Annotated in this window: 16 protein-coding genes; 7 read left to right on the forward strand and 9 right to left on the reverse strand. The window is 70.4% G+C overall.

Annotated elements, in window-relative coordinates:
• Positions 1–479: 479 nt before the first annotated feature.
• Positions 480–1,358: a 1,4-dihydroxy-2-naphthoyl-CoA synthase gene (locus tag ACIBQX_RS44695; protein ID WP_397015774.1), complete on the reverse strand. Its 879-nt coding sequence runs from the start codon at positions 1,356–1,358 to the stop codon at positions 480–482.
• A 35-nt stretch (positions 1,359–1,393) separates the two neighbouring features.
• Entirely contained in the window at positions 1,394–1,726 is a 333-nt protein-coding gene (locus ACIBQX_RS44700; protein ID WP_397015776.1) for an ArsR/SmtB family transcription factor, read from the reverse strand.
• Positions 1,727–1,812: 86 nt separating this feature from the next.
• Here ACIBQX_RS44700 and ACIBQX_RS44705 point away from each other — a divergent pair, with 86 nt between their 5' ends.
• Positions 1,813–1,983 carry a DUF3073 family protein gene (locus tag ACIBQX_RS44705; protein WP_397015778.1) on the forward strand — a complete coding sequence of 57 codons (171 nt, stop codon included), beginning with the start codon at positions 1,813–1,815 and terminating at the stop codon, positions 1,981–1,983.
• Here the strand turns inward: ACIBQX_RS44705 and ACIBQX_RS44710 are convergent.
• Entirely contained in the window at positions 1,946–3,226 is a 1,281-nt protein-coding gene (locus ACIBQX_RS44710) for a cytochrome P450 (RefSeq protein ID WP_397015780.1), read from the reverse strand. The two genes, ACIBQX_RS44705 and ACIBQX_RS44710, sit on opposite strands and share 38 nt — an antisense overlap.
• A gap of 64 nt (positions 3,227–3,290) precedes the next feature.
• Here ACIBQX_RS44710 and ACIBQX_RS44715 point away from each other — a divergent pair, with 64 nt between their 5' ends.
• A complete protein-coding gene (locus ACIBQX_RS44715; RefSeq protein ID WP_397015782.1) occupies positions 3,291–3,881 on the forward strand; it encodes a TetR/AcrR family transcriptional regulator in 591 nt (196 codons plus the stop codon).
• Here ACIBQX_RS44715 and ACIBQX_RS44720 read toward each other — a convergent pair.
• From ACIBQX_RS44720 to ACIBQX_RS44730, 3 genes are all read right to left on the reverse strand, one after another.
• The gene (locus ACIBQX_RS44720; protein ID WP_397015784.1) at positions 3,878–4,804 is read right to left on the reverse strand and encodes an alpha/beta fold hydrolase; all 927 of its coding nucleotides are present in this window, start codon (positions 4,802–4,804) and stop codon (positions 3,878–3,880) included. The genes ACIBQX_RS44715 and ACIBQX_RS44720 overlap by 4 nt on opposite strands.
• Before the next feature lie 53 nt (positions 4,805–4,857).
• Positions 4,858–7,884: a LuxR C-terminal-related transcriptional regulator gene (locus tag ACIBQX_RS44725; RefSeq protein ID WP_397015786.1), complete on the reverse strand. Its 3,027-nt coding sequence runs from the start codon at positions 7,882–7,884 to the stop codon at positions 4,858–4,860.
• Positions 7,885–8,017: 133 nt separating this feature from the next.
• Positions 8,018–8,458, reverse strand: coding sequence for a hypothetical protein (locus ACIBQX_RS44730; RefSeq protein ID WP_397015788.1), 441 nt, complete (start codon positions 8,456–8,458; stop codon positions 8,018–8,020).
• A 220-nt stretch (positions 8,459–8,678) separates the two neighbouring features.
• On the opposite strand from ACIBQX_RS44730, the gene ACIBQX_RS44735 reads away from it, so the two are divergent.
• A complete protein-coding gene (locus tag ACIBQX_RS44735; RefSeq protein ID WP_397015790.1) occupies positions 8,679–9,215 on the forward strand; it encodes a peptidylprolyl isomerase in 537 nt (178 codons plus the stop codon).
• 196 nt (positions 9,216–9,411) lie between these two features.
• A complete protein-coding gene (locus ACIBQX_RS44740) occupies positions 9,412–10,281 on the forward strand; it encodes a rhomboid family intramembrane serine protease (RefSeq protein WP_397015792.1) in 870 nt (289 codons plus the stop codon).
• Between the two features lie 31 nt (positions 10,282–10,312).
• Here ACIBQX_RS44740 and ACIBQX_RS44745 read toward each other — a convergent pair whose 3' ends face one another.
• On the reverse strand, positions 10,313–10,558 hold the full coding sequence (locus tag ACIBQX_RS44745) for a cell division protein CrgA (RefSeq protein ID WP_397015794.1): 246 nt from the start codon (positions 10,556–10,558) through the stop codon (positions 10,313–10,315).
• 143 nt (positions 10,559–10,701) lie between these two features.
• On the opposite strand from ACIBQX_RS44745, the gene ACIBQX_RS44750 reads away from it, so the two are divergent.
• The 3 genes from ACIBQX_RS44750 to ACIBQX_RS44760 are packed head-to-tail and all read left to right on the forward strand — an operon-like array spanning position 10,702 to position 12,042.
• A complete protein-coding gene (locus ACIBQX_RS44750) occupies positions 10,702–11,313 on the forward strand; it encodes a class E sortase (RefSeq protein ID WP_397015796.1) in 612 nt (203 codons plus the stop codon).
• Between the two features lies 1 nt (position 11,314).
• The gene (locus ACIBQX_RS44755; protein ID WP_397015798.1) at positions 11,315–11,473 is read left to right on the forward strand and encodes a hypothetical protein; all 159 of its coding nucleotides are present in this window, start codon (positions 11,315–11,317) and stop codon (positions 11,471–11,473) included.
• A complete protein-coding gene (locus ACIBQX_RS44760; RefSeq protein ID WP_397015800.1) occupies positions 11,470–12,042 on the forward strand; it encodes a gamma-glutamyl-gamma-aminobutyrate hydrolase family protein in 573 nt (190 codons plus the stop codon). The genes ACIBQX_RS44755 and ACIBQX_RS44760 overlap by 4 nt, the downstream gene beginning before the upstream one ends.
• A 182-nt stretch (positions 12,043–12,224) precedes the next feature.
• Here ACIBQX_RS44760 and pknB read toward each other — a convergent pair whose 3' ends face one another.
• Positions 12,225–14,108 (reverse strand): Stk1 family PASTA domain-containing Ser/Thr kinase, encoded by a 1,884-nt coding sequence (pknB, locus tag ACIBQX_RS44765; RefSeq protein WP_397015802.1) that lies wholly within the window; start codon positions 14,106–14,108, stop codon positions 12,225–12,227.
• Between the two features lie 85 nt (positions 14,109–14,193).
• Positions 14,194–15,564, reverse strand: coding sequence for a serine/threonine-protein kinase (locus ACIBQX_RS44770; protein WP_397015804.1), 1,371 nt, complete (start codon positions 15,562–15,564; stop codon positions 14,194–14,196).
• Between the last annotated feature and the right edge of the window lie 8 nt (positions 15,565–15,572).

Here is a 15,572-nt window from a genome sequence, read left to right on the forward strand (position 1 = left end):
ACCCGCCCGAGTTGCTGATCTTCGCTCCTCAAGGATGGCGTGTTGCCACCGTGCGGATAGCTCCGCGATCCGGTGCGTACCTCGTGGATGTGGCACAGGTTGACGGACGCGGCGGCCTGGCACCGGACAGGCGGTACATCATCCCCTCGCACGAGTCGGCCAGGGTCCTGCCGCTACTTCCTGGCTACGTGACGGACGGGTCACGACCCCGGAAGACCTCGAAGCCAGGTTCGGCAGGGCATGGCAGATAGACGTTCTGCCCACGTGGGGAGTCGCCGCATCGCGCAAGCAGCACCCATCTGCGGAGCAGTACCAACAGGGCTACCTGTACGTGCTTCTCAGCCAGGATTGCGAGGAACTGGCGGCGAAGATAGCTGGACAACCCGAATACAGGTCTACGCGATAGGGCGCCGGGTGCTTGATCGCCGCGACGGTCAGCAGGATGATACGGATCAGGTCCTGCGTGCCTGGGCGCCCGGCTAGTAGTGCCAGGGGTACGGTGACCAGTCGGGCTCGCGCTTGTCCAGGAAGGAGTCGCGGCCTTCGGCGGCCTCGTCCGTCATGTAGGCCAGGCGGGTCGCCTCGCCGGCGAACACCTGCTGCCCCACCAGCCCGTCGTCGACCATGTTGAAGGCGAACTTCAGCATCCGCTGGGCCGTCGGGGACTTGCCGTTGATCTTGCGGCCCCATTCCAGGGCCACCGTTTCCAGCTCCTCGTGCGGCACGACCGCGTTGACCATGCCCATCCGGTGGGCGTCCGCGGCGGAGTAGGTGTCGCCGAGGAAGAAGATCTCGCGGGCGAACTTCTGCCCCACCTGGCGGGCCAGGTAGGCGGAGCCGAAGCCGCCGTCGAAGCTCGCCACGTCGGCGTCGGTCTGCTTGAACCGGGCGTGCTCGGCGCTGGCGAGTGTGAGATCCGCCACAACATGCAAGCTGTGGCCGCCGCCCGCGGCCCAGCCGGGCACCACGGCGATGACGATTTTGGGCATGAACCTGATCAGCCGCTGCACCTCGAGAATGTGCAGGCGGCCGGTCGAGGCCGTGCCGTCGGCGTACTGATAACCGTCCTTGCCCCTGATGCGCTGGTCGCCGCCGGAGCAGAACGCCCAGCCGCCGTCCTTGGGCGACGGGCCGTTGCCGGTCAGCAGGACACAGCCGACGTCGGTGGTCTGGCGGGCGTGGTCGAGGGCGCGGTAGAGCTCGTCCACGGTCTGCGGCCGGAAGGCGTTGCGCACCTCCGGGCGGTTGAACGCGATCCGCACGGTGCCCTGGTCGACCGCCCGGTGGTAGGTGATGTCGGCGAAGTCGAAACCGTCGACGACCTGCCACGCCTTGACATCGAAGAGCTCGGAGACCATGGGCCAGAGCCTAACCGATGGCCCCTCTGCGCGGCCTAGGTGACCTCCGCCCGAAGCTCGGCGAGCAGCTGGCCCTGGTCGGCGAGCATGTCGGTCAGGATGCGGCGGGCGGTGCCGAGCAGGTCGGCGAGCTCTGGGGTGGCCAGGGTGTAGACCACGGTGCTGCCGTCACGGATGGCGGTCACGATGCCTGCCCTGCGCAGGACCGCGAGCTGCTGGGAGAGGCTCGATGCCTCGATGTCGATCTGGGCCAGGAGCTCCCTGACGGGCAGTGGCCCTTCCTGGAGTAGCTCCAACACTCGGATGCGAGCGGGGTGGCCGAGAGTTCGGAAGAAGTCGGCCTTGGCCTGGTTGACCTCCACGTGCATAGTGCCAGACTAATCCAGCGCAGTTGCATAATTCTTCAAGTCGTAACGTTGTTAGATAGCATGACAGCGGGGACTAGGGAGTAGCCATGGGCCGAGGAAGAGCCAAGGCGAAGCAGACGAAGGTCGCTCGCCAGCTGAAGTACACCAACCACAACATCGACTATGACCGGCTCCGCAAGGAGTTGGGCGCCGACGACGATCGAGATGAGATGCGCTCGGCTACGGCGTCCGAGCAGGATAGTGAGCGCGCGCAATAACGCGCGTGAGTCGTGCGGGAGCGAAGGTGACGTTCGCGAGCCGCCTGGCCTCGGGCGCCGGATCCGGTGCCGTGAGCTCCAGGCGGTGCAGCACTTCGCGGATGATGACCCGCATCTCCAGCAGCGCCAGCTGCGCGCCGACGCAGAAGCGACGGCCGCCGCCGAACGGCATCCAGGCTCTGCTCTGCGGCCCGTCGAGGAAGCGTTCCGGCCGGAACTCCTCCGGCGACGGGAAGGCCGCCGCGTCGTGGTGCACGAGCGGGATCGACGGTCCGGCGTACCATCCGGCCGGGATCTCGTACTCACCCAGCCGCAGCGGCGCGTCGAGCAGCCGGGGCGCCTCGTAGACGACGGGCCGGACGCGTAGCACCTCCTTGACCACCGCGTCGAGGTAGGCCTCGTCGTCCGGCAGCCGTCGCAGCACCTGCGGCAGGCGCAGCAGCCGCTCGAAGGCCCAGGCCAGGCCGGTCGCCGTGGTCTCGTGCCCGGCGATCAGCAGCGTGATCAGCTCGTCGCGCACCTCCTGGTCGCCGAGCCCGGTCAGCAGCAGTCTGCTCAGCACGTCGGTGCCTTCGGGCTCCTTCCGGCGGCGGGAGATCTCCTCGAACAGGAGCGCGTCGACGGCGGCGCGCAGCTTGAGGAAGCGCGCGTACGGCGAGAACGGCACACGGGCCATCGGCCCGCGCATCCTGGGCGGCAGCATCGCCACGGACATGGCCCCGCCGCCGTCGATCAGCGGGGGGAGCAGCGTCCGCAGCCGGTCGATGCGCCCGGCGTCGCGGATGCCGAACACGAGCCGGATGATGATCTCCAGCGTGATCTCCTGCATGCGGTCGCGCAGCGTGAACGGCTCGCCGAGCGGCCAAGTGGCGATCTTCTCGGCGGCGATGGCCGCGATCTCGTCGTGGTAGCCGGCGACCTGCCTGGCGCGCAGGGGCGGGGTGAGCGACTTGCGATGCTCCGCCCATGCGTCGCCGTCCAGCGTCAGCACCGAGTGGGCGCCCACCAGGGGTTCGAGGAAGTCGCGCCGGGCCTCGCCGGCCCGCCCGCCGCCGGAGTCCGTCCGGTAGACCTGCTCGGCCAACTCCGCCGTGGCGACGTACACCTCTGGCGGGAAGCCGGGGTAACGCATCGTGAAGACCGGGCCGTACCTGCGATGGCAGCTCTCGAACAGTCCTGCCGGGTCTCTGGTGAACCACGCCATCTGCGCCAGGGCGGGGAGTCGGGGACCGGGTGGCAGCATTTCGTGACCTCCAATATATGTACGTACGTCATAGACGCTTGTATACATCTGTAGCATGGATCCTGTGTCACGAAAAGAGGCCCGCGAGAGACTCCTGGCAGGAGCGGTGGTCTGCCTGGAGGAGAAGGGTTACGCCCGCACCACGGCGCGCGACCTGGTCGCCGCGTCGGGGACCAACCTGGCCTCCATCGGCTACCACTTCGGCGGCAAGGACGCCCTGCTCCACGAGGCCATCGCCGACTGCTTCGAGGCGTGGACCGAGCGGGCCGAGCGGACCATCTTCGACAGCGGCGGCGTCAGCACCCCCCGCGAGCTGCTCGTACGCGCCCTGACCGCGCTCGTGGACGTGTTCGAGGAGATGCGTCCTCAGCTCGTCGTCTGCATGGAGGGCTATCCCGCCGCCCTGCGCGAGAGCGTGCTGCGGGAGAAGCTGGCCGCCGCCTACGCCAAGAGCCGTCAGGCGGGCGTGGGCATGCTCCACCGGGCCGCCGCCGAGTTCGGCGTCCAGCTGCCCGTCGCGCCTGAGGTGCTGGTCTCCGTGCTGATCGCGATCTCCGACGGCCTGATGATCCAGTGGTTCCTCGACCCGGCGAGCACCCCCGACGCCCATCAGGTCGTGGAGGCGCTCGCCGCCCTGTCGCTGATCAGCGGCTAACGCGCCGTGTCGCTGTCCAGCGGCTGACGTGCCGTGTGCGCGAGCAGCGCCTCGGCCAGCTCCGCCACCACCTGCGGCGCGATCAGGTGGCCCATGTCCTGGACCATCAGCAGCCGCGCCCCCGGGATCCGCTCGGCGATGATCGCGCCGTGCCCCGGCTTGGCCGGCTCGTGCGTGCCCTCGATGACCAGCGTCGGCGCCTTCACCTGGCCGAGGACCCCTACCGGCTCGAAGCCCGGGTTCTCCGCCCCGGCCCGGCGGTGGTTCACCAGCGCGGAGAGGTCCCTGGCCCGCTCGTGCACGCGCTCGGCCAGCCGCCGCTCGGCGTCCTCGTCGAACGGCAGCGCGGTGCCGTTCAGCGCCTGGGCCTCGGCGATCATCCGGTCGATCTCCTCACCCCTGGTCGTCGGCGGCGTGCCCGTGATCAGCTCGGTGAAGCAGGCCACGAACTCCGGCGTGGGCGGCGGCAGGCTCCCCTCCGGCTGCGGCTCGCCCATCAGCGCCCGCATGATCACCTCACCCTCGCCCATCCCCACCGGCGACGCGCCGACCAGGGTGAGCGTCAGAACCCGCGCCGGCCGCTCCACGGCCACGATCTGGCTGATCAGCCCGCCCGCCGAATGACCGACCAGATGCACGCCCGTCAGCCCGTACGCGTCCATCACGCGCAGCACGTCGTCCTTGAGATCCAGCCAGCTGTACGGGTTCGCGTCGAAGTCCACGGTGCCCGACCTGCCGGTGTCGCGGTGGTCGTAGCGGATCACCCGGCGACCGCCCGCGACCAGCCGCCCGACGAGCTCGTCCGGCCACATGATGCCCTGGGACATCGAGCCGGCCACCAGGAGGACCGGCGGGTGGGCGGGGTCGCCGAACTCCTCGGTGTAGAGCTCCACGCCGTCGATGTCGATCAGTTTCGTTTGCATGCCCACAGCCTGCCCGCGGCCGCCCCCGGTGCCTTCCGTAGAACTACTGGCCACTACAGAAGCCGGGCGAGTTCGGTACGGCTGGTGATGCCGAGCTTGGGATAGATCTTGTACAGGTGGTACTCGACCGTGCGCGGGCTGAGGAACAGCCGGACCGCCACCTCCTTGCTCGACGCCCCCTCCGCCACCAGCCGCGCGATGCGCAGCTCCTGCGGCGTGAGCGCGGCCCACACGTCGCTCGCCGGCCTCTCGGCCGCCTCACCCGCCGCCCGCAGCTCGGCGAGCGCGCGCCGCGCCCACGGCTCCGCGCCCACCCTCTGGAACGTCTCCAGCGCCGCCCGCAAGTGCCCCCTCGCCTTCCCCGGCAACTGCGCACGGCGCAGCCGCTCCCCGTAGAGCATGGCCGTGCGCGCCCCCTCGAACGGCTCCCGATGCAGCCGCAGCGCCTCCTCGAAGTCCTCCGCGTCGCCGTCCAGCAGCCCCCGGCAGCGCAGCCGCAGCGCCCGTGACTCGGCGGTCCTGGCCTCGGCCGCCCACCGCTCCAGGCCCTCCAGCGCCGCCCGCGCCGCCTCGATCTCACCCGCCGCCACTGCCGCCTCCACCCGGTCAGGGGTGGTCCGCCACACCACGGTCGGATGCCCCGCCCCCGGCCCGGCCCGCGTGATGGCCACGAAACGGTCATGCGCCGCGGCGAACCTGCCCAGCCCCAGATCCAGCATGGCCAGCGCGTACGCCGCCACCCCCGCCCGCAACCCGACCCGATGCGGCACGGCGATGGCCAGCGCCTGCTCGCCGTACAGCCGGCAGGCCTCCTCCTCGCCGCGCAGCGCCGCCACCACCGCCAGGTTGGCCAGGTGCGCCGCCTCCGAGTTCCGGTAGCCCGCCTCACGGGCCAGCGCCAGCCCCTCCTCGGCGATCGCGGCGCTCTCGGCCAGCCGCCCCTTCAGCCGCTCGGCCGTGGAAAGGTACTCCAGCACCACCGGAAGCTGTCCCGCCATCCCCGACACCCTGGCCACCCGCCCCGCCTGCCCGACCAGCTCGGCGGCGGCGTCGGCCTCACCCAGGTACGAGGCCGCCGCGGACGCCCACAGGAACTCGGCCGCCTCCTTCAGCTCATGCGTGTGCTCCAACGCCCCCCGCAGCAGTTCCCCACCGCTACCGTCCTCCAGCATCGCCCCGATCCCGACCACCACGTCCCGCACGAACCCCCGCGGGAACCCACGTGCCCGGCGCCCGATCTCCACGATGGCGCCCACATCGCCCACACAGTTCGCGGCCTCGCACGCGTCGGCCAGCATCCCCATCCCACGCCCGGCCGCCAGCATCCGCAGCGCCTCGGCGGCGTCGCCGGAATTGAGCTCGAACCGCCCCCGCAACTGCCCGATCTCCTCAACCAGCCCCTCCCACCCCGCACCGACGCCCACACCCACGCCCACACCCGCTCCCGCGCTCGTCGTCGGGCCCGTGACCGAGGCTCCGCCCGAAGCGGCGGCGAGGGTTACGGCGCGACTTGCGGCTTGGGGTACGGCGGGATTCGCGGCCGGAGGTACGGCGCGACTTGCGGCCGGGGGTGCGCCGGGGGCGGTGGCGGGCTCGGCTGCGCGGGTGATATGCGCGAGGTCGCGGGCCTCCGCGAGGTAGGTCTGGGCTTGGCCTGGGCGGCCACCGAGCCAGGCGGCAGCGGCCGCGTCCTTGTAGCGCCGGGCGCGGGTCAGCGGGGCCGGGGAGAGCTCGGCCGCCCTGGCCAGGGCGTTGGCCGCGTCGCCGTACCCACCCCTGGCCCGCGCCCGCGCCGCCGACGCGGCCAGGGCGGCGGCCACTGTCTCGTCCTGCCCCACGGTGGCGGCCGCCAGGTGCCAGGCGCGCCTGTCACCCTCCACCAGGCCGGCCAGCGCCGCGTGCGCCCGCCGTAGCTCCACCGAGCTGACCGAGGCGTGCACCGCCGACCTGACGAGCGGATGCCGGAACCGTACGCTCTCCCCAGAAACGCTCACCAGCCCGGCGCTCTCCGCCTCGTGCAGCCCTGCCAGCGCGCTCTCCGCCGGTGAAGACGGCCGATCGCGGAGCTCCGCAGGATCGCCGATGGCCTCCGTGGGCGGCCGGTCGTCGCTGCTCGACCTGGCGGCGTCGCGGGTGGAGGCCTTGGTCGCGCCGGACGCGGGCAGACCGTCGGTGGTCGCGCCGGGCGCGGGCGGGCCGTCGGTGGCGAGGTGAGCGGCGGCGCGCAGGGCCAGGGCGAGATCGCTCTCCAGGGAGGCGATGAGCATGACGTCACGGGCGGCCCTGGACAGGCGGGCGATCTGCTCGCCGAAGAGCTGCTCGCCACCGGGCAACGGGTCGGGCAGCGGCGCGTGACCGGTGAGCTGGTCGGCGCTCAGCAACGCCACGGTCTCGCCGAGGACCAGCGGGTTCCCACCGGTCAGCGACACGAGCTGAGCCCGTACCCCGGGCGCCACCACCGCCTTGGCGTTCAGCAGGCTGACCGCGCTCTCCGGGTCGAGCCCGCCGACGCGCAGCTCCGGCACCCCTGCGCAGTGGCCGTCACCTCGTACGGCCAGCAGCATCGACACCTTCTCCGTCCGAAGCCGCCTGGCCGCGAACAGCACCGCGTCGGCCGAGGCCCGATCGAACCACTGGAAGTCATCGACGAGGCAGAGCACCCCACCCGCCCCACGCACCCCACCACCGGCCGCAGCCTCGGCGAGCAGCGAGAACACGCCCGCCGAAACGAGGAACCGGTCCTCGCTCGGTGCGGACAGCCCGAGCGCCCCCGACACGGCGTCGCGTTGCGGCCCCGGCAGCATGCCGAGCAGCCCGGTCACCGGCCGCAGCAGCTGATGCAGCGCCGCGAACGCCAGGTCGGCCTCTCCCTCGACCCCCTGAGCCCGCAACACCACCACCGACGGCCCGCCCGCGTCCGGCGTGGCCAGGTCCTCCACCCGCGACGCCGCCAGGTCGAGCAGCGACGACTTGCCGACCCCCGCCTCGCCACGCAACACCAGCGCACGTCCCGAACCAGCCGCCGCCGCACCGATCAGGTCGTCGATCGCGGCAGTCTCCGCGCCCCTGCCGTAAAGCATGACAATGACCCTATAAGTCGTAAGCAGTGACAAAGCTCACCGCTATCGGCACTCCTGCCTCCACGGACCGTACGGCGGAGGTGAGCGCGAGAAAGCGCGCCCCCGGTTGGTGGGAGCGCGCTCTCACTGCGGATCATGACATCTTTCGCGAAGCCTCATCCGCCGCGCTGGACATCGTCGTCGCACCGGCCTGGTCCGTCGTCTCCATCGTCCTGTCGGACTTCTCGCCGGCCCAGCGTGAGGCGTCGGACGCGGACTCCTTCATGTGCTCGGTCCACTGCTGGGCATTGCGGCGGTAGAACATGTAGCCCACCGCTCCCAGCGCAAGACCGGTCATCAGGGTGAACATGGGCCAGCGCCGGGACCTCGGCCTGGCCGGATTCACCTTGTCCGCTGCCGCGGTCAGCACGTAGCTGACCTTCGGGGCGAGTTGGTCCTCGACCCGGTGCGCGGCGTTCTCTAGCCTTGGTGCTGCCCAGTAACGGGCGTCTTCCATACGCCGGTTGGCGACCAGCTTTGCCTGATCCGCCATCGGCGCCATCCGTCGGCCGGTTCGCACGGCCTGGGCCTTCATCCGGCCCGTCCACGTGGTGGGTACCTCTATGGCCACGCGGTGTCTTCTTAGTGTCAGGGACACGTCTACCTCCCCTGTCGTTGGGGCCCCGCGCCTGACCTTCCCGGTAGAAGGCGGCTCAATCATGACGACCCGTGGGAGGATGGCTTGAGCGGCCTAACGGCCATAGGCGTCAAAACCGTACAGACCAATTCCGTACATAGAGGAAGGCAGCTGTCTCGTGGCTGAGAAGCTGATCGCAAATCTGCAGACCAATCATGGCAACATCAAGGTCGAACTTTTTCCCAACAAGGCGCCCAAGACGGTGCGAAACTTCGTCGAGCTCGCCGAGGGCAGCCGCGAGTGGACCCACCCGGAGACCGGTGAGAAGAGCACCGACCGCTACTACGACGGCACGATCTTCCACCGGGTGATCCCGGACTTCATGATCCAGGGCGGCGACCCGCTCGGTCAGGGCGTCGGCGGTCCGGGCTACGAGTTCGACGACGAGATCTACCCGGGCCTCTACTTCGACCGCCCGTACCTGCTGGCCATGGCCAACGCCGGGATCCGGTTCGGCAAGGGCACCAACGGCTCGCAGTTCTTCATCACCAGCGTGCCCACGCCGCACCTCAACGGGAAGCACACCATCTTCGGTGAGGTGCTCGAGGGGCAGGAGGTGATCGACGCGATCTCCAAGATCCGCACCGGTCGCAACAACCGCCCGGTGGAGGACGTCGTCCTGCAGTCGGTCACCATCGATCGCGTCCAGGCCTGATCCGACCGGACCCGAGAGCGGGCGAAGGGGCCGCCCGTGCGGCGGCCTCCCCCCAGCCCGGCCCGGTCCCGCGGGCGGCCAGGGTACGGCCCGGCCCCGGGCTTGGTGCGGCTCGGCCTCGCGGCCGGCGTACAGCCTGTGGCGTAAGGGAAGCCGAGCCGACGCGGCACGGTCGCCGCTGCCATAGGCTGCGGTCATGACCAGCCAGCCGCCCAGCACGCCTTCGCAGCCCGAGCAGCCGGCGGAGGCGGTGCCGACGTGCTATCGGCATCCTGGCAGGGAGACCTGGGTTCGCTGCCAGCGGTGTGACCGGCCGATCTGCCCCGACTGCATGCGTGATGCCGCCGTGGGGTTCCAGTGTCCCGAGTGCGTGGCCGAGGGCAACAAGGGCATGCGGCAGGCCAGGTCCACCTTCGGTGGCTCGGTCGTGACCACGCCCTTCGTGACCTGGGCGCTCCTGGCCGTCAACGTGATCGTGTTCGGCGCCCAGCAGCTCCCGGAGCTGGGCATCACCGAGCGGCTGGCGATGTGGCCGGCCGGGGTCGCCGTGATGGACGAGTACTACCGGCTGATCTCCGCGGCGTTCGTGCACGGCGGAGTTTTCCACATCCTGTTCAACTGCTGGGCCCTCTACATGGTGGGCCCGTACCTGGAGCGGGCCTTCGGGCACGCCCGTTTCCTGGCCGTCTACCTGGTCAGTGCCCTGGGCGGCTCGGTGATGGTCTTCTGGCTGAGCGAGATCAACTCGGCGACCGTGGGCGCGTCCGGGGCCATCTTCGGGCTGTTCGCCGCGATGTTCGTGGTGGGCCGCAAGCTGAACACCGAGGTGCGCGGCATCGCCGCGCTCATCGCGATCAACCTGGTCATCACGTTCATCGTGCCGGGCATCAGCTGGACCGGCCACGTGGGCGGCCTGATCACCGGGGCGGCGCTGGCGGCAGGCATCACCCTCGCCCCCAAGAACAACCGGACCCTGTGGCAGGTGCTGGCGATCGGGGGAGCGCTGGCCATCCTCGTGGTGCTCGTGCTGGTCAGAGATGCCACGATCCTCGATGCTCTGCGCTGACGTCCCCAGCTGTGGAAAAGCTGTGGAAAAACTAACGCCAGCGGGTGGAGAGCACCACACCGAAGATGATGAAAACAAACCCGATCAGCAGATTCCAGTTCTGCAGATCGCCGATGAAGGGTGCCGTGGGCGCCACATAGTAGGTGGCGATCCACAGGATGCCGATGATCCATGACGCGACCATCGTGGGTGCCAGCCAGCGGGGGCTGACCTGCACCGTCTGGGACTTCTGCGGCGGGGTGTAGACCGCCTTCTTGCGAGCCTTGGACTTGGGCACTGGATAACTCCTGCTGAGGGCCTGGGCTTCCGGATCGCCACAGGCTCTTCGTTAAGGGTAGTCGTAGCGTGCCCCAGGATAGTCGCCACGCGCGCGACATGGCGATCCCGGGGATCACGATCGCGCACGCATACGCTGGCCGGGTGCGGGCCACGTTGCGGACCGTGGGGGAGCTGAGCGTCACCGCGGGCCTGATCCTGACGCTGTTCTGCGCCTACCTGCTCTGGGGCACCGGCGCCTACACCGCGAGCCAGCAGTTGCTGCTCCAGCGGGAGCTGGCCGCCGCGAGCGCGGGGCGGATCGAGAAGATCGAGCTCGGTGGGGCGCTGGCCATGCTGCGCATCCCGAGGCTGGGTCGCGGTTACGAGTACGCCGTGGTGGAGGGCGTGGACGCCGAGCACCTGAAGAGGGGGCCGGGCCACTACCCCGGCAGCGCCCTACCCGGCGAAATAGGAAATTTCGTGATCTCGGGGCATCGGACCACGTATGCCGCGCCGTTCAAGCGCATCGACGAGCTGGAGCGCGACGACGAGATCATCGTCGAGGCCCGCGAGGCCCGCTACACCTACCGGGTGACCTCGCAGGACATCGTGGAGCCGGACGAGGTCGAGGTGATCGCCCCCGTGCCCGGCAAGCCCGACATCCGGCCCATCCGTGCCTACATCACCCTGTCCACCTGCCATCCGGAGTACTCCGCCGCCCAGCGGCTCATCGTCTACGGCGTGCTCAAGCGGACCGAGCTCAGGAAGGAGTGAGATGTACGCCTGGCTGTGGCGCAAGCTGCCCGGCGGCACCGCCACCAAGCTGCTGGGGGCCGTGGTGCTGGTCGCCGTCGCGGTGGTCGTACTCTGGTATGTCGTGTTCCCGCTATGGGAGCCGGCAGTGACGCTCGACGAGGTGACCGTACGCAGATGAGCCGTGTGCTGGTGGTGGACAACCACGACAGCTTCGTCCACACCATCGTGCAGTACCTACGCGCGCTGGGTGCCACCTGTGACGTGCGCTCCCGCGACGACGTGCGGGTGGCCGACGCCGACGGCTTCGACGCGGTGCTCGTCAGCCCCGGCCCCGGCACGCCCGAGGCGGCCGGTGTGAGCATCCCCCTGGTCCACCACGCGGTCGAGCGGGGACAGCCGCTGCTGGGCGTCTGCCTGGGCCACCAGGCCATCGCCTGCGCCTTCGGCGCCACGGTCTCCCGCGCTCCCGAGCTCGTGCACGGCGGCACCAGTGACATCTCCCACGACGGCAAGGGCGTCTTCGCCACGCTCCCCTCGCCGGTGCGGATGACCCGCTACCACTCGCTGGCCGTGCTCCCGGAGACCGTGCCCGACGAGCTGGACGTGACCGCGCGCACCGACGACGGCGTCATCATGGGGCTGCGCCACCGCACCGCGCCCATCGAAGGCATCCAGTTCCACCCCGAATCCGTGCTCTCCGAACACGGCCACCGGCTGCTGGCGAACTGGCTGCAGGCCATCTTGTAACGAACAACTGCCGCGAAACGACTCAAAGTTGAGCGCCCCCGCCGTCGCCCCCGAACGGCGGGGGCGCTTTCCGCTGTCCGGCACGGGCCTGAGGCGCACGTACGGCGTCCGCGGGGACACGCGAAGGCCGCCAACCCCCCCAGAGGGGATGGCGGCCCTCAGTCGCCTGTTCAGCCGCCTGTCTAGCCGCCCAGGCCGTTGTCGCCGAGCGGGTCGTCGCCCGGCGGCTCCTCCTGGGTCGGGAAGTCGTCCGAGGGCGGCTGGTCCGTGTCGTCCGTCGGCAGGCCGTCGTCGGTCGGGAAGTCGTCCGTCGGCTGCTCCGTCGTCGGGGTCGGCGCCGCCGGCCCCTCGGAGACCACGATCGTGACGGTCATCCGCGGGGAGAGCTTGGCGCCCTCGCCGGGGTTCTGCTGGATGACCGTGCCCTCGGCCTGCTGGTCGGGCTGCTTGCGCACCTGGACCTTGAAGCCCGCGCCTTCGAGCACCTGCTTGGCGTCCTGCTCGGTGAGGTTGAGGACGCTCGGGACCTCGGCCAGCTCCTTGGGGATGTAGAGGGTGACGGTGCCACCCTTCTCGACCTGGCTGCCGGCCTTCGGGTCGGTCTGGAAGACCTTGCCCTGCGCCCTGCTGGACGCCTTGGTCTTGACCGAGCCCTTCAGCCCCGCTTCCGTGAGGAGCTGGTTGGCCTCGTCGGTGGTGAGGCCGATGAGCCCCGCGGGCACCTCGACCTTCTCCTGGCCCTTGGAGACGTACACCTTGACGGTGGCGCCCTTCTCCACCTCGACGCCCGCGGCCGGGTCGGTCTTGATGACCGTGCCCTTGTCGCTGTCGCTGAACTCCTCGAGCACCTGGGCCTTGAGCCCAAGGGTCTGCAGCTCCGTCTGGGCGTAGTCGAGCTGCTGGGTGGCCAGGTCGGGCACCTTGATCGCGCCGTCGGTCGTCGCGCCGCCGCCACCGCTGCTGAAGACCACGTAGCCCACGGTGATGAACGCACCGATGATCAGCAGCGGGATGATGATCCAGGCCGCGGTCTTGATCGCGTTGTTGCCGCCGCCATTGGCTCTACGCCGCCCGCCACGACCGCCGCCGTCGTCATACTCGTAGTCCGGCAGCGCGCCGGAGCGCTGGGTGGCCGGCCCGGCGGCGGACTGGGTCGCCGTCATCATCCGGGTGCCCTGGGCCTGGCCGTAGTTGCCGCCCATCGTCATCGTCTGCGCGTCGACGGGCATGCCGGACATGGCCCGCTGGATGTCGGCCCGCATCTCGCCCGCGCTCTGGTAGCGGTGGGCGGGGTCCTTGGCCATGGCCTTCAGCACGATCGCGTCGGCCCACGCGGGGATCTCCGGGTCGATCTGCGACGGCGGGATCGGGTCCTCGCGCACGTGCTGGTAGGCGATCGCGACGGGGGAGTCGCCGGTGAACGGCGGCTGGCCGGTGAGCAGCTCGTAGAGCAGGCACCCGGTGGAGTAGATGTCGCTGCGGGCGTCGACCCGCTCGCCGCGCGCCTGCTCGGGCGACAGGTACTGGGCGGTCCCTATCACCTGCGCGGTCTGCGTCATGGTGGCGGCGGAGTCGGCCATCGCACGCGCGATGCCGAAGTCCATCACCTTGATCTCGCCGCCGGTCGTGATCATCACGTTGGCGGGCTTGATGTCGCGGTGCACGATGCCGCCGCGGTGGCTGTAGTCGAGCGCGCGCAGGATGCCGTCGACCAGCTCGACCGCGCGCTCCGGCAGCAGCCGCCGATCGGCGCGCAGCAGGTCGCGCAGCGTCCGGCCGTCGACGTACTCCATGACGATGTAGGGCACGGGGGTGCCCTCGGTGACGTCCTCGCCGGTGTCGTAGACGGCGACGACGGCCGGGTGGTTGAGCGACGCCGCCGACTGGGCCTCTCGACGGAAGCGGGCCTGGAAGGTGTGGTCTCTTGCCAGGTCCGACCGGAGAGTCTTGATCGCGACTATTCGGTCCAGCCGGATGTCTCGGGCGCGATACACCTCGGCCATGCCGCCGCGCCCGACGACACCGTCGAGCTCGTAGCGACCTCCGAGTAGCCGAGGCTGAGTCATTTCCTGCACTGTCCCTTACCGTTCATCTTGTGGCCGGCCTGCTCGGGGGGCGGCCGCCGGTGTCCATCATCGACCCGTTGGCGCATCACGTCTCCTCCTTCGGCGGGTTCGTTTCACCCGGGTCCGGCGAGGCCGAAGGTGTCGCTGTCGGCGTCGTAGTTGGCGTTGGGGTCGGTGTGGGGGTCGGTGTACGGGTGGCGGTCGGGGTCGGTTTCGGCGTCGGCCGTCTCGTCGGAGTTGCCGACTTGGTAACCGTAGCCGACCGTGAGGGTACCGGCCTTGTCGACTTCACCGTAACAACTGGAGGGCGACGGGTTTGTGTCTTAGTACGTGATGGTTTGTGCTTCGGGGTCCCGGCGCCGCCCGCCGGCTCGGCGGGCTCCGCGGTGGGGGTGGGCACGGGAGCCGGCGTCACCTGCGGAGAGGTGAACGCGAAGGCGCCGAATCCGACCGCTGCCACGCATCCGGCGGTGGCGGCCAGCGCCAGGGTGCGGCCGACCCCGCGCCGCCGTGGCCGGGGAGCGGATTTCTGCACCACCGTGTCCGCCGTCGGCCCGGCCTCGGTGACCTGCCCGCCGTCCGGCTCCGGCGGGCGAACCGTGAAACCGGACGGATCGGTCAGCATGCTCAACTCGGCGCCCGCCGAAACGCCCGCCAGCGACTCGCGCAGCACGTACGCGCGGTCGGCCAGCTCCAGCGCGGAGCCGGGGCGCTGGGCGGGGTCCTTGGCCAGCAGCGCCAGCACGAGCTGCCGCACCGGGGCGGGCACGTCCACGCCCAGCGGCGGCGGCTCCTCGTTCAGGTGCTGCAGCGCGATCGCCACCGCGCTGTCCGCCCGGAACGGAGTCCGCCCGGACAGGCACTCGTAGGCCACGACGCCCAGCGAGTAGAGGTCGGTCGCCGGCGTCAGCGGCAGGCCCTGAGCCTGCTCGGGACTGACGTACTGGGCGGTGCCGAGCACCGTGCCGGTCTGCGTGACGGGCGCCGCCTCCATCGCGCGGGCGATGCCGAAGTCGGTCACCTTGATGGCGCCCTCGGGCGTGACGAGCAGATTGCCGGGCTTGATGTCGCGGTGGATGATCCCGGAGGAGTGCGCGACGTGCAGCGCCTTGGCCGTCTGGTGCAGCACGTCCAGGGCCACCTCGGGCCCGAGGGAGCCGTTGCGGGTCAGGATGGCCGACAGCGGCTCGCCGTGCACCAGCTCCATCACCAGATAGGCCAGGTCGCTGTGCTCGCCGTAGTCGAAGATCTGGGCGATGCCGGGGTCGGCCAGGCCGGCGGTGATCCTCGCCTCGTTGCGGAAGCGCTCGCGGAACCCGGGATCGGCGTAGATGTGGCTGCGCAGCACCTTGACCGCCACCTCGCGGCCGAGCAGCTCGTCGCGGGCACGCCAGACCTCCCCCATGCCGCCCGTGGCTATGGGGGAGAGCAGTTGGTAGCGGTTACCGAGCCGCATGGTCCAGC

The organism is Nonomuraea sp. NPDC049714 (assembly GCF_044465295.1).
Taxonomy (GTDB): domain Bacteria; phylum Actinomycetota; class Actinomycetes; order Streptosporangiales; family Streptosporangiaceae; genus Nonomuraea.

Coding starts and splice junctions, on each gene's coding strand:
- ACIBQX_RS44760 (WP_397015800.1), top strand. CDS start 11,470: ATGAGCCGTGTGCTGGTGGTGGACAACCACGACAGCTTCGTCCACACC.
- ACIBQX_RS44700 (WP_397015776.1), bottom strand. CDS start 1,726: ATGCACGTGGAGGTCAACCAGGCCAAGGCCGACTTCTTCCGAACTCTC.
- ACIBQX_RS44730 (WP_397015788.1), bottom strand. CDS start 8,458: ATGAAGGCCCAGGCCGTGCGAACCGGCCGACGGATGGCGCCGATGGCG.
- ACIBQX_RS44770 (WP_397015804.1), bottom strand. CDS start 15,564: ATGCGGCTCGGTAACCGCTACCAACTGCTCTCCCCCATAGCCACGGGC.
- ACIBQX_RS44705 (WP_397015778.1), top strand. CDS start 1,813: ATGGGCCGAGGAAGAGCCAAGGCGAAGCAGACGAAGGTCGCTCGCCAG.
- ACIBQX_RS44725 (WP_397015786.1), bottom strand. CDS start 7,884: ATGCTTTACGGCAGGGGCGCGGAGACTGCCGCGATCGACGACCTGATC.
- pknB (WP_397015802.1), bottom strand. CDS start 14,108: ATGACTCAGCCTCGGCTACTCGGAGGTCGCTACGAGCTCGACGGTGTC.
- ACIBQX_RS44740 (WP_397015792.1), top strand. CDS start 9,412: ATGACCAGCCAGCCGCCCAGCACGCCTTCGCAGCCCGAGCAGCCGGCG.
- ACIBQX_RS44720 (WP_397015784.1), bottom strand. CDS start 4,804: ATGCAAACGAAACTGATCGACATCGACGGCGTGGAGCTCTACACCGAG.
- ACIBQX_RS44710 (WP_397015780.1), bottom strand. CDS start 3,226: ATGCTGCCACCCGGTCCCCGACTCCCCGCCCTGGCGCAGATGGCGTGG.
- ACIBQX_RS44755 (WP_397015798.1), top strand. CDS start 11,315: ATGTACGCCTGGCTGTGGCGCAAGCTGCCCGGCGGCACCGCCACCAAG.
- ACIBQX_RS44695 (WP_397015774.1), bottom strand. CDS start 1,358: ATGGTCTCCGAGCTCTTCGATGTCAAGGCGTGGCAGGTCGTCGACGGT.